Origin of the sequence: Azospirillum doebereinerae (assembly GCF_003989665.1) — a bacterium.
Classification (GTDB): Bacteria; Pseudomonadota; Alphaproteobacteria; order Azospirillales; family Azospirillaceae; genus Azospirillum; species Azospirillum doebereinerae.
This window is the reverse complement of the sequence record NZ_RZIJ01000026.1, coordinates 78521-91426: the sequence shown is the minus strand read 5'-3', so window position 1 is coordinate 91426 and position 12906 is coordinate 78521. Positions and strand designations below refer to the sequence as shown.

Genomic DNA, 12906 nt, shown 5'->3' with positions numbered 1-12906 from the left:
AAACGGTGAAACCCTCACCGCCGCCTGCGCATCCCTTCTCACAACACGGTATAAACTTGTCAAACATCCCGCAGCGCTGAAGCGCCGCCTTTGTCTCTGGCGAACCGTTCGTTTTGGTCCGCCGTTTGTCTTGACCTTTATTTAGTCGATCCGGTTTTTCGTGTCAAGCTTCTTTTTCAGAGGCTCTTTTCTACTTCACCGCGTCTTCCAAATCCCGCGCTTCGTTGCCGGCTTGTCGTCGGCGCCTCGCTGCGGGAGGCGGTGTATAGGACCTTTGGACGGAGCTTGGCAACGCCTTTTTTCAGCCCCCACGCATTTTTCCAGAACGCGTCTTTTGACGCACCCGCCACGAAGCGTTTGGACCGTCCGGCCGGATGGGCGTACATCTGGGGCCATTCAATCGCGACTAAGTCTTATTCCTGTCGAGTGCGCCCATGATCCCGACCGACATCGCCGCCGTCACCGATTACGAACCGCACGCGCGGGCGCGCATGGGGGAGAACGCCTGGGCCTACATCGCGGGCGGCTCGGCCGACGAGACGACGCTCCGCTGGAACGTCGAGGCGTTTTCCCGGCTGAAGCTCCAGGCCCAGGCATTGCCCGACCTGCGCGACGTGGACACCCGCGTGACGCTGTTCGGCCAGACCCTGGCCCACCCGATCCTGCTCGCCCCCACCGCCTATCACAAGCTGGTGCATCCCGAGGGCGAGCTGGCGACGGCGCTTGGCGCGGCGGCGCTGGAGGCGGCCATGGTCGTCAGCACCCAGGCCAGCGTGACGCTGGAGGACATCGCCGCCCAGTCCGGCGCGCACCCGCTGTGGTTCCAGCTCTACCTGCAGGCCGACCGCGCGCTGTCGGGCGCGCTGGTCCGGCGGGCGGAGGCGGCCGGCTACCGCGCGCTGGTGGTGACGGTGGACGCGCCGGTCAGCCTGCGCAACCGCGAGCAGCGCGCCGGCTTCGCCCTGCCGCCCGGCGTCGAGGCGGCGAATCTGCGCGGCCAGCCGCAGCCCCCGGTGCCCGAGGACGAGCGGGCGGCGCTGCGCGCCCTGCTGGCGTCGTCGGCCCGCTGGGCGGACATCGCGTGGCTGCGCGGCTTCACCCGGCTGCCCATCCTGCTGAAGGGGATCACCAACCCCGAGGACGCCGAGCGCGCCATCGCCCACGGCGCCGACGGCATCATCGTGTCGAACCATGGCGGGCGGGTGCTCGACACCGTGCCGGCGACCATCGAGGCGCTGCCCGCCGTCGCAGCGCGGGTGGGCGGGCGGGTGCCGCTGCTGCTGGACGGCGGCGTCCGGCGCGGGACCGACGCGCTGAAGGCGCTGGCGCTGGGCGCCTCGGCGGTGCTGATCGGCCGCCCCTACCTGCACGGGCTGGCGGTCGGCGGCGCGGTCGGGGTCGCGCATGTGCTGAAGATTCTGCGGACCGAGTTGGAGATCGCCATGATCCTGACCGGCCGCTCGACCCTGGCCGGCATCGACCGGACAGTGCTGTGGCCGGAAGCCTGAGGCCCAACGAACAGAAACCCCACCGGCGCGGCAGCGTCGGTGGGGTTTCTGTTCGTTGCGACGCGAGGCCTGTCGGTATCGACGGGTGTCTCGTGTGCCTGAGCGACCTGGCGGCGACCTACTCTCCCACGCCTTAAGACGCAGTACCATCGGCGCAGAGGCTTTTCACGGCCGAGTTCGGGATGGGATCGGGTGTTGGGCACCTCGCCATGACCACCAGGTCACCAAGGCACACGACCGACAACCACTGTTCGAAGGCTTTCTCAAACCGCCGAACCGAACCGACTTGCTTCGCGTTTCCGCAACGTGGCGAGTGTGTAACCGAGGCGCGGCTGCCAGGTCAAGCACAAAATCGCAACAAATCGACGGCGCGCGTCATTCCCCTCCGCCGACCCGTTCCGTCCGGTCGCTCCGCGCCCCGGCCTCGGGCTCCGCCGGAAGCGGGGCTTTGCCGAGCACCATCGAGCTGTTGTTCAGCGCGGCGACCATGCCGGCTTGGGCGGGGGCGCCCGGCCCGGTGACGCTGCCTTGCCACGCGTCGCGGTCGGCGCGCAGGTCGTTCTGCACGTGGGTGACGCCCGACACCGCCTCCGCGATGTCCTCCGCCACGCGCTTGTCGGCGCGATGCCCGACGGTGCCGGTCAGGGTGACCTCCCCCTGGGCGACGGACACGTCGATGCCGGTGGCGTCGAGACGCGGGTCGTCGGTCAAGCGGTCGCCGATGTCCTCGCGGATGCGCTCGTCGGAGCGGCGGTAGCCGCGTGGCCCGACACCCCGGTAGTTCCCCGGCGTCGGCCGGTCGTTCTGCCAATCGTAGCGTGCCATGGTGCCCGTCTCCCTCCAGTATCGGCGCCCCTTACCCGTGGGCGCGGTGCTCGGCGTTGCGCTTGCGGGTGACCGCCGCCTTCTTGGCGGAGGCGGAGCGTTCGGCCGCCGAACGCGAGGCCGAGGCTTCGCCGCCCTTCTCCCCACCCTTGTGGGCGGCGGGGTGGCCGGTGTGCGCGCCACGGCCGGAACCGCTCTTCTTGCCACCGCCGTCGTCCTTGTTGACGGTGGCCCAGGCGCGGCGCTCCGCCTCGTCGGCCGGAACCCCACGCTTTTCGTGGCTTTCCTCGATGTGCTCGGCCTTGCGGACCTGCTTGTCCGTGTAAGCCGATTTGTCGCCGCGCGGCATGGCATCCTCCTTTGTGGCTGCAACGGATTCAACAGGGGGTGCCACGGCGGGTTCCAGGCAACCTTGCGGTCTGCCGCGTGTTGCACCTCCGCACAAAGCGGGTCCTTGAGGGCAAGATGCAAAAAGCAAGACGAAGCGCCGCCCTTCTGGTGGCCGGCGCCGTGCTCGTGGTTCTTGGGCTGGCGGCGCTCGGCGGCGGGGTGTGGCTGATCGCGCTGGGTGGGTCCTGGTACTACGCCGTCTCGGGGCTGGCCCTGCTGCTGTCGGCGGCGCTGCTGATGCGGCGGAGCCCGGCGGCCCTGACGGTCTACGCCCTGCTGGTCGTCGGCACGCTGGCCTGGGCGCTGTGGGAGGTGGGGCTTGACTGGTGGCCGCTGTCGGCGCGCGGCGACGTTGTCGCGGTGGTCGGCTTCCTCCTGCTGACGCCCTGGGTCACCCGCGCGCTCGGCGGAGGAACGGAGCGCGACGGGTTCGGGCGTGTTCGGACAGACCAGGACGGGGAGACGCGTGGCCCCAGGCTGGCGCTGACGGCGGCGCTCGGCCTCGCCGTGGTGGTGGCGGCGGCCTCGTGGTTCGTCGATCCCCACCGGATCGAGGGCACCACCCCCGCCCCCCGCACCGTCGCCTCGACGGCGGCCAGCCCGCACCCCCCGGTGCCGGACGACGAATGGCACGCCTACGGGCGCACCGGCTTCGGCCAGCGCTACTCGCCGCTCGACCGCATCACCCCGGCGAACGCCAAGTCGCTGGAGGTCGCGTGGGACTACCAGACCGGCGACACGCGCGGCCAACCCGGCGACCCCGAGGAAACCACCTTCGAGGTCACGCCGCTCAAGGTCGGCAACCGGCTGTTCCTGTGCACGCCGCACCAGTCGGTCATCGCGCTGGACGCCACCACCGGCGCCCAGATCTGGCGGGTCACCCCCGAGATCAAGGGCGAGCTGGCGCTCCAGCACCTGACCTGCCGGGGGCTGTCCTACCGCCGCTCGGCGGCGGCGAACACCGCCTGCCCGGCCCAGCTGTTCATGCCCACGGCCGACGGACGGCTGCTCGCCCTCAACCCGGAGACCGGCGCGCCCTGCCCGGCCTTCGGCGGCAGCGGGCAGATCGATCTGTGGGCCGGCATGCCGAACGTCCGGCCGGGCTCGTATTATTCGACCTCGCCGGTGGTCGTCGCCGGGGACCGGGTGATCGTCGGCGGCACGGTGCTCGACAACGTGTCCACCGTCGAGGCGTCCGGCGTCATCCGCGCCTTCGACGCCGAGACCGGCGCGCTGCTGTGGAACTGGGATTCCGGCAACCCGGACGACACGGCGCCGCTGCCGCCCGGCCGGACCTACACCGCGAACTCGCCCAACAGCTGGTCGATCTCCAGCGTCGACGAGGCGCTGGGCATGGTCTACGTGCCGCTGGGCAACCAGCCGCCCGACCAATGGGGCGGCAACCGCAGCCCAGCGGTGGAGCGTTTCTCCTCCTCCGTGGTGGCGCTCGACCTCGCCAGCGGGCGGGTGCGCTGGAACTTCCAGACGGTGCACCACGATCTGTGGGACTACGACGTGCCGGCCCAGCCGAGCCTGATCGACCTCAACCTCGGCGGGCGGATCGTGCCGGCGCTGGTGCAGCCGACCAAGCAGGGCGAACTCTTCGTGCTGGACCGCCGCACCGGCGAGCCGCTGCTGCCGGTCACCGAGAAGCCGGCCCCCCAGGGCGCGGCCGAGGGCGACCGCAGCGCGCCGACCCAGCCGGTCTCGGCGCTGTCCTACGACCCGCCGCCGCTGATCGAGCGGGACATGTGGGGGGCGACGATGTTCGACCAGCTCGCCTGCCGCATCGCCTTCCACCGCATGCGCTACGAGGGGCGCTTCACCCCGCCGTCGACGCAGTCGTCGCTGATCTACCCCGGCAATTTCGGCGTCTTCAACTGGGGCGGCGTGGCGGTCGATCCGGCCCGGCAGATCGCCTTCACGACGCCGACCTATCTGGCCTTCGTGTCGCAGCTGGTGCCGCGCGGCGACGCGACCACGCTCTACGTCCAGGGCAAGAACCGGCCGGAGAAGAGCCTGCCGGCGTTGAACGAGAATTTCGGCGCGCCCTTCGCCGTGAAGCTCAAGCCTTTCACCTCGCCGCTCGGCCTGCCCTGCCAGTCGCCGCCCTGGGGCTACGTCGCGGCGGCCGATCTGACGACGGGCAAAATCCTGTGGAAGCACAAGAACGGGACGGTGCGCGACGCGTCGGCCCTGCCGCTGCCCTTCCGCATGGGGGTTCCCAACCTCGGCGGGCCGATCGTGACGGCGGGCGGCGTCGCCTTCCTGTCCGGCACCATCGACTATTACGTGCGGGCCTACGACGTGTCGAACGGCGATCAGCTGTGGGAAAGCCGGCTGCCCGCCGGGGGGCAGGCGACGCCGATGACCTACATGGGCGCCGACGGGCGACAATACGTCGTGGTCGTCGCCGGGGGGCACGGATCGCTGGGCACCAAGACCGGCGACCACGTGATCGCCTACGCCCTGCCGAAGTCCTGACGGGAGGGGGCGCCCTGCGCGCCCCCTCCTCTTACGGCAACGATGCCGTCGCTTTCATGCCGAGGAGCGAGGCGGCGATCTCCGCCTCGACGATCCGCGGGCAAGCGTGGCCGCACCCAACACAATCCCGCTCAAGCCACCAAAGCGCGGAGCTGCTCCCTTAGCGCCGCCAGAATCTCGCCCGACAGCTCCGGCGCGCCCTGCGCGGTGGCCCGCGCCAGCGCCATGCCGCCGACCAGCGCCGACACGATGGCGATGGCGCGGGCGCGGCGGGCCGCCGGATCGGCCAGCGTCTCCGGCAGCCGCTGCTCCACCGCCTCGAAGAAGCGCTCCGTCCCCTCGCCGAAGCGTGACTGCAACGCCGGGTCCAGCCGCGCGACCTCCATGGCGAAGACCGACATCGGGCAGCCCGCCGCCGGGCGCTCGCGGTGGATGTCGCGCAGATAGCGCTCCAGGAAGGCGTTCAGCGCGCCGCTCGTCGCCGTCTCGTCGGCCGGCAGCCGGTCCAGGCTCTCCGCGAAGGCGGCATCGCATGCCTCGACGGCCAGCGCGTCCTTCGACGGGAAATGGCCGTAGAAACCGCCATGGGTCAGCCCGGCCGCCTTGGTGATCTCCGCCACCCCGACCTTGTCGAAGCCGCGCTCGCGGAACAGCCGCCCCGCCGCCTTGACGATGGCGGCCCGGTTCTCCGCCGCCTTCTCCTTGGAAACCTTCACGTCCTCACCTCGCGCATGGCAGCCACGCCACCGGAAACGGAATGGGCGGCGTTATTCATGATGGACATCATCAATGACGACATTCATGATGGTCATCATCATAAACCCAAAGCGGGAGACGGACAATGGCGGACATGAGCGGCGGGGTGGCCCTGGTCACCGGTGGGACCTCGGGCATCGGGCGGGCGACGGCGCTGGCCTTCGCGAAGGCGGGCGCCACGGCGATCGTCACCGGACGGCGCGAGGCCGAAGGGCGGGAAACCGTGGAGTTGGCCGAGCGGGCCGGCGGGCGCGCGGTGTTCGTGCCGGCCGACGTCGCCGACGCCGCCGAGGTCGCGGCGCTGTTCGCCCGGATCGAGCGCGACCATGGCCGCCTGGACTTCGCCTTCAACAACGCCGGCGTCCACAGCGCTGGACCCTTGACCGAAATGACCGACGACGCGTTCGACCGGATGCTCGCCGTCAACGTCAAGGGCGTGTGGCTGTGCCTGAAGCACGAACTGCCGATCATGCTGCGGCAGGGCAAGGGCGCTATCGTGTCCACCGGATCGGTGCTGGGCCAGATCGGGCTGGCCGGCAACGCCGCCTACTCCGCCAGCAAGGCGGCGGTGGAGGGCATGACCCGCAGCGCCGCCATCGAGGTCGCCAAATCCGGTGTGCGGATCAACGCCGTCTGCCCGGCCATCATCCAGACGCCGATGAGCCAGGGGTCGTTCGGCGGCGCCGACCGCGTCGAGGCCGCGCTCGGCCCGCTCCACCCCGTCGGCCGCGTCGGCCAGCCGCGCGAGGTCGCTGAGACGGTGGTCTGGCTCTGCTCCGACGCCGCGTCCTTCATCACCGGCCAGTCGATCAACGTCGACGGCGGCCTGACGGTGCAGTGACCGCCCTCCCCCCTTCAGGAGTCCGTCCGTGATGGAAAGCAACGATCCCGTCGTCATCGTGTCCGCCGCGCGCACGCCGCTCGGCCGTTTCCAGGGGGAGCTGTCCGCCCTGCCCGCCCACGCGCTGGGCGCCCACGCCATCCGCGCGGCGCTGTCCCGCGCCGGCCTGACGCCCGACCGTGTCGACGAGGCGCTGGTCGGCTGCGTGCTGCCCGCCGGCCAGGGGCAGGCCCCCGCCCGGCAGGCGGCGCGCGGGGCAGGCCTGCCCGACGCCACCGGCGCCACCACGATCAACAAGGTCTGCGGCTCGGGCATGAAGGCGACGATGCTCGCCCACGACCTGATCCGCGCCGGTTCCGCCGGCATCGTCGTGGCCGGCGGCATGGAGAGCATGTCGAACGCGCCCTATCTGCTGGCCAAGGCGCGCGGCGGTTACCGGATCGGGCACGACCGGCTGCTCGACCACATGATGCTCGACGGGCTGGAGGACGCCTACGAGGGCGGCCGCCCGATGGGCGATTTCGGCGAGGCGACCGCCGAACTCTACGGCTTCACCCGCGCCGAGCAGGATGCCTACGCCGTCGAGACGCTGACCCGCGCGCGCGCCGCCATCGAAAGCGGCGCCTTCGCCGCCGAGATCGCCCCCGTCACGCTGGCCGTCAAGGGCGGCGAGACGCTGGTGGCGAACGACGAGAACCCGCTGAAGGTCTCGCCCGGAAAGATTCCCGCCCTGAAGCCGGCCTTCCGCCCCAACGGGACGATCACGGCAGCCAGCTCCTCGGCCAACGCCGACGGCGCCGCCGCGCTGGTCCTGACCCGCCGCTCGCTGGCCGAGCGCGAGAGGCTGCCGGTGCTGGCGACGATCCTCGGCCACGCCACCCACAGCCAGGATCCCGCCTGGTTCACCACCGCGCCGATCCCGGCAATCCGCAAGCTGCTGGACCGCGTCGGCTGGGGCGTCGGCGACGTCGACCTGTTCGAGATCAACGAGGCCTTCGCCGTCGTCGCCATGGCGGCGCAGCGCGACCTCGGCATTCCCCGCGACGCGCTGAACGTCAACGGCGGCGCCTGCGCGCTCGGCCACCCCATCGGCGCCACCGGCGCGCGGCTGATCGTCACGCTGCTGCACGCGCTGGCCGCGCGGGGCCAGCGGCGCGGGATCGCGGCGCTGTGCATCGGTGGCGGCGAGGCCACCGCCATCGCCGTCGAACGGCCCTTCTGAGCGGAGTCGCGGTCATGCTGTCATCCCGTGTCGCCGCCTCCCTGGCGCGCCGCGACGTCCATTACGGCTGGGTCACGGTCGCCGTCACCTTCCTGACCATGCTGGTGTCGGCCGGCGCCGTGGGGGCGCCCGGCGTGCTGCTGCTCCCCCTCCAGCGCGAGTTCGGCTGGTCGACCGCCGACATCTCCATCGCGCTCGCCATCCGCCTGCTGCTGTTCGGGCTGATGGGGCCGTTTGCCGCCGCGCTGATCAACCGCTACGGGGTCAAGCGGATGGCGCTGTCCTCGCTGACGCTGGTGGGGAGCGGGCTGCTGCTGTCGCTGGCCATGCGCGAGCTGTGGCAGCTGATCCTGCTGTGGGGGATCGTCGTCGGCTTCGGCACCGGGCTGACCGCGCTGGTGCTGGGCGCCACCGTCGCCACGCGCTGGTTCACCACGCGGCGCGGGCTGGTCGTCGGGCTGCTGACCGCCAGCTCGGCCACCGGGCAGCTCGTCTTCATGCCGCTCTTGTCGATGCTGACCGACCAGTTCGGCTGGCGCACGGCGCTGGCGCTGCTGATCGGACTGCTGGGGGTGGCGACGCTGGCCGTGCTCGCCCTGATGCGGGACCGCCCGTCCGACCTCGGGCTGGCCGCCTACGGCGAGGAGGGCACGGCGCCGGCCGCCGCCGCGCCGCTGCCGCCGTCGGTGGCGGGGGCGGCGCTGGGCGCCCTGCGCGACGCGGCGCGGACGCGGGTGTTCTGGGTGCTGTTCGCCACCTTCTTCATCTGCGGGGCCTCCACCAACGGGCTGATCCAGATCCATTTGATCCCGCTCTGCGTCGATTTCGGCGTCCCGGAGGTGCGGGCCGCCGGGCTGCTGGCGGTGATGGGCATCTTCGACTTCATCGGCACGGTGGCGTCGGGCTGGCTGTCCGACCGCTACGACAACCGCTGGCTCCTGTTCTGGTATTACGGCCTGCGCGGGCTGTCGCTGCTGTACCTGCCCTATTCGGACTTCACGGTGTACGGGCTGTCCTTCTTCGCGGTGTTCTACGGGCTGGACTGGATCGCCACCGTTCCGCCGACCGTACGGTTGACCGCCGAGCGCTTCGGGCGGGAGCGCGCCAACCTCGTCTTCGGCTGGATCTTCGCCGGGCACCAGATCGGCGGCGCCTGCGCGGCCTTCGGCGCCGGCTATGCCCGCAGCACGCTGGACAGCTACCTGCCGGCCTTCTTCGTCGCCGGGGTGCTGTGCCTGGGCGCCGCCCTGCTGGTGCCGACGCTGGGCCGTCGCCCGGTTGCCGCGAAGCCGGTCACGGCGGGGGCTTGAGTTCAGCCACGGTTGCCCCCACCCCGGCCCTCCCCCGCTGGGCAGGGGAGGGGGACAGGACCTTTGCAAAAATCCGGCGGCAGTCCCCTCCCCCGCCCAGCGGGGGAGGAAGGGTGGGGGCAACCGGAGCCGCACTCCCCACAAATCCGAAAGGTCCCATCGATTTCGGCCCAGGGCATGCTTAGATAGGCCCCTCCGGCACCCCACAGTCGATGGACCGTCCCATGGACAAACTGCACGCGATGCGCGTCTTCGCCCGCGTCGTCGAGGTCAACAGCTTCACCAAGGCCGCCGACACGCTGGGCCTGCCCCGCGCCTCGGTGACGACGACCATCCAGAACCTGGAGGCGGCGCTGGGCGTCCGTCTGCTGCAGCGGACGACGCGCAAGCTGAGCCTGACGCTCGACGGCGCCGCCTATCTGGAGGGCGCCACCCGCATCCTGTCCGACGTCGAGGAGGTCGAGGCCTCCTTCACCAGCGCCCGCAAGACCCCGCGCGGCCGGCTGCGGGTGGACATGCCGGGCTCGCTCGGCCGGCTGGTCATCATCCCGGCCATCCACGAGTTCCACGCCCGCTACCCCGACATCGAGATCATGATCGGCATGAGCGACCGCCCCATCGACCTGATCCAGGAAGGGGTGGACTGCGTGCTGCGGGTCGGCGACCTCCAGGATTCCAGCCTGATCGCTAGGCGGGTCGGCGCCTTCCGCCCGGTCACCGTCGCCAGCCCGGCCTATTTCGCCAGGCACGGCACCCCCAAGACCATCGAGGATCTCGAGCGGCACATCGCCGTCAACTACTTCACCCGCACCGGCAAGCTCATGGAGTTCAGCTTCGAGCGCGACGGCGTCGTGCAGGAGGTGAAGATGGCCGGCAACGTCGCGGTCAACGACGCCGACGCCTACGTCACCTGCGCGCTGGAGGGGCTGGGCCTCGGCCAGACCGCCCGCTTCATGGTGCTGCCCCACCTGCGCAGCGGCGCGCTGGTGGAGGTGCTGGGGGAGTGGCGCCCGGCCCTGATGCCGCTCTCGGCGCTCTACCCGCACAACCGCCACCTGTCGCCCAAGGTCCGCGCCTTCGTCGACTGGGTCGCCGAGCTGTTCGAGGGCTGCCCGCTGATGCAGGGCGAGGACATCCCCGGCTACGATTGCGGGGCCGAGGCCAAACCGAAGACGGTCCCGGTGGCGGTGGACAGCGTCGCCATGGACCAGGACAGCGCCTGTCTCTGCGTGATGTAGGGGGGCACGGTTTCCCGCCAATCCGCCCCGATTGTTCATCCGATCCGAATTGTGTGGGCGCTGACGCGGTATTTATTCCGATCCTTCAAGCGCCCACACTCCCTCCTATCGCAATGCGGGAGGGGTGCCGAGGCACCGTTGGATCATGGGTCGGCCGTCACGTCCATCGAAGCCACAAAGGACCGCCTGTCCGCTCGCGGTCGATGACCGGACCATCGCCGGCCACGCCCAGGACATCCGGCTGCGGCTCTACCGGCCGCTGATCGGGCTGACGGTTCCGGCGCTGCTCTACCTGCACGGCGGCGGCTTCACCTCCGGCTCGCTGGAGGAGGCGGACACCGCCGCCGCCGCCATCGCCGAGGCGGTGCCGGCGGTGGTCGTGTCGGTCGGCTATTCGCTGGCCCCGGCCCACCGCTTCCCCACCGCCGCCCACGACGCCCACCGCGCCGCCCTGTGGACCGCCGCCGCCGCCCGCGAGTTGAACATCGCCAAGGGGGGTCTCGGCGTCGCCGGGCACGATTCCGGCGGCCACGTCGCCGCGTCGCTGACCTTCCTGGCCCGCGACCAGGGCGACGTGACCATCGCCGCCCAGGCCCTGCTCGGCCCGATGCTCGACCCCAGCCTGACCCGCGTCGGCGACGCCAAGGTGATGGGGTCGGACGTGTCGGCCGCCACCTGCGCGCCCTGCTACCGCGCCTATCTGCCCGAGGCCTCGCAACGGCTGCACCCCTACGCCGCCCCGCTGGATTCCCGCCGGCTGGCCGGGCTGCCGCCGGCCCTGATCGTCACCGCGCAGAACGACGCGCTGCGCATCGAGGCCGAGCATTACGCCGCCAGCCTGATCGAGGCCGGGGTGCCGACCGAGGTCACCCGCTTCCCCGCCCTGTCCCACGCCGCCCTGCCCGGCCACTGCCCGGCGCTGCTGGCGGTCGCCGACTTCTTCCGCCGCCGCCTGCCCGGCGCCACCGCCTGACGCTCTCCCCAGGAGATTTCCAATGCCGCTGTCCCGCTCCAAACTCGCTCTTCTGCTCGCCGCTGGCGCGGCGACCGCCGCCGTCACCGGCTTCGCCATCCCCCAGGGCCACGCCGACGCCCCCGCCACGGCCGCCGCCCCGCCGCCGCCCGAGGTCGACGTGGCCCCGGTCGTCGCCCGCAAGATCACCGACTGGCAGAGCTATTCCGGCCGGCTGGAGGCCGTTGACCGGGTGGAGGTCCGCCCGCAGGTGTCCGGCGCAATCACCGCCGTGCATTTCCGCAACGGCGCGCTGGTCAAGCAGGGCGACGTGCTGTTCACCATCGACCCACGCCCGCATCTGGCCGAGGTCGCCCGTGCCGAGGCCCAGGTCGCCGCCGCCCAGGCCCGCGTCCGCTACACCGCCGCCGACCTCGACCGTGCCCAGCGGTTGGTCCAGAACGCCACCATCTCCCGCCAGTCGCTCGACGAGAAGGAAAACGGCGCCCGCGAGGCCGCCGCCAACCTGAAGGCGGCGCAGGCGGCGCTCGACCTCGCCCGGCTCGACCTGGAGCACACCCAGGTGACCGCCCCGGTGTCGGGCCGCGTTTCGCGCGCCGAGGCGACGGTCGGCAACGTCGTCGCGTCCGGCGCCACGGCGGCGCCGCTGACCACGCTGGTCTCGGTCTCGCCGATCTACGCCTCCTTCGACGTGGACGAGCAGACCTACCTGCGCCACATCGCCAGCGTGAAGGACGCCTCCGACGTGCCGGTCCAGCTCGGCCTCGCCAACGAGACCGGCTATTCGCGCAACGGCACGGTGGAGCATGTCGACAACCGGCTCGACGCCGTGTCCGGCACCATCCGCGTGCGCGCCAAGTTCGACAACGCCGACGGCGTGATGGTTCCCGGCCTCTACGCCCGGCTCAAGGTCGGCGGCAGCGTGCCGCACGACGCGCTGATGGTCGAGGATCGCGCCATCAACACCGACCAGGACAAGAAGTTCGTCCTGGTGGTGGCCGGCGACGACACGGTGCAGTACCGCGCGATCACGCCCGGCCCGGCGCAGAACGGCCTGCGGGTGGTGACGAGCGGGCTTGCGGCCGGCGAGCGCATCGTCGTCAACGGCACCCAGCACGCCCGCCCCGGCGCCCGCATCAGCCCGAAGATCGTGGCGATGGGCGCGCCCAACGACGCCATCCAGACCGCTTCGACGAAACCCTGACCCCACCGGCGCCGATCCGGCGCGAATTTGCGGCCCCCTCCCTGACCCTCCCCCGCTGTCGCGGGAGAGGGAATGGGCGTTCTTTGCCCCTCCCTTTTCAGAAGGCTGGGGAGGGGGCCGCAAATCCACGCCCGCCCCGCCTTCCCGAACCCGAT

Annotated in this window: 11 protein-coding genes and 1 rRNA gene; 8 read left to right on the top strand and 4 right to left on the bottom strand. The window is 71.3% G+C overall.

Annotated features, from left to right (window positions below):
- Positions 1–434: 434 nt before the first annotated feature.
- Entirely contained in the window at positions 435–1508 is a 1074-nt protein-coding gene (locus EJ913_RS25445) for an alpha-hydroxy acid oxidase (RefSeq protein WP_127003209.1), read from the top strand.
- A gap of 105 nt (positions 1509–1613) precedes the next feature.
- Here the strand turns inward: EJ913_RS25445 and rrf are convergent.
- The 3 genes from rrf to EJ913_RS25430 form a co-directional block, all read right to left on the bottom strand.
- A 5S ribosomal RNA gene (rrf, locus tag EJ913_RS25440) occupies positions 1614–1729 on the bottom strand.
- A gap of 154 nt (positions 1730–1883) precedes the next feature.
- Positions 1884–2333 (bottom strand): BON domain-containing protein, encoded by a 450-nt coding sequence (locus EJ913_RS25435; protein WP_127003207.1) that lies wholly within the window; start codon positions 2331–2333, stop codon positions 1884–1886.
- Positions 2334–2364: 31 nt separating this feature from the next.
- Positions 2365–2682 (bottom strand): plasmid stabilization protein, encoded by a 318-nt coding sequence (locus EJ913_RS25430; RefSeq protein ID WP_127003205.1) that lies wholly within the window; start codon positions 2680–2682, stop codon positions 2365–2367.
- Positions 2683–2843: 161 nt separating this feature from the next.
- Between EJ913_RS25430 and EJ913_RS25425 the strand changes: the two genes are divergently transcribed.
- Complete coding sequence (locus EJ913_RS25425) at positions 2844–5207, top strand: glucose/quinate/shikimate family membrane-bound PQQ-dependent dehydrogenase (protein WP_425321126.1); 2364 nt, start codon at positions 2844–2846, stop codon at positions 5205–5207.
- 131 nt (positions 5208–5338) lie between these two features.
- Here EJ913_RS25425 and EJ913_RS25420 read toward each other — a convergent pair whose 3' ends face one another.
- A complete protein-coding gene (locus EJ913_RS25420) occupies positions 5339–5923 on the bottom strand; it encodes a TetR/AcrR family transcriptional regulator (protein ID WP_127003201.1) in 585 nt (194 codons plus the stop codon).
- A 125-nt stretch (positions 5924–6048) separates the two neighbouring features.
- Here EJ913_RS25420 and EJ913_RS25415 point away from each other — a divergent pair, with 125 nt between their 5' ends.
- The 6 genes from EJ913_RS25415 to EJ913_RS25390 all read left to right on the top strand — a co-directional run bounded on the left by EJ913_RS25415 (position 6049) and on the right by EJ913_RS25390 (position 12751).
- A complete protein-coding gene (locus tag EJ913_RS25415; RefSeq protein ID WP_127003199.1) occupies positions 6049–6804 on the top strand; it encodes an SDR family oxidoreductase in 756 nt (251 codons plus the stop codon).
- Positions 6805–6835: 31 nt separating this feature from the next.
- Complete coding sequence (locus EJ913_RS25410) at positions 6836–8026, top strand: acetyl-CoA C-acyltransferase (protein ID WP_211099039.1); 1191 nt, start codon at positions 6836–6838, stop codon at positions 8024–8026.
- Between the two features lie 14 nt (positions 8027–8040).
- Positions 8041–9336 carry an MFS transporter gene (locus tag EJ913_RS25405; protein ID WP_127003195.1) on the top strand — a complete coding sequence of 432 codons (1296 nt, stop codon included), beginning with the start codon at positions 8041–8043 and terminating at the stop codon, positions 9334–9336.
- A 224-nt stretch (positions 9337–9560) separates the two neighbouring features.
- Positions 9561–10574, top strand: coding sequence for a LysR family transcriptional regulator (locus EJ913_RS25400; protein WP_127003193.1), 1014 nt, complete (start codon positions 9561–9563; stop codon positions 10572–10574).
- 145 nt (positions 10575–10719) lie between these two features.
- On the top strand, positions 10720–11547 hold the full coding sequence (locus EJ913_RS25395) for an alpha/beta hydrolase fold domain-containing protein (protein ID WP_127003191.1): 828 nt from the start codon (positions 10720–10722) through the stop codon (positions 11545–11547).
- 22 nt (positions 11548–11569) lie between these two features.
- Positions 11570–12751 (top strand): efflux RND transporter periplasmic adaptor subunit, encoded by a 1182-nt coding sequence (locus tag EJ913_RS25390; RefSeq protein ID WP_127003189.1) that lies wholly within the window; start codon positions 11570–11572, stop codon positions 12749–12751.
- Positions 12752–12906 lie beyond the last annotated feature (155 nt).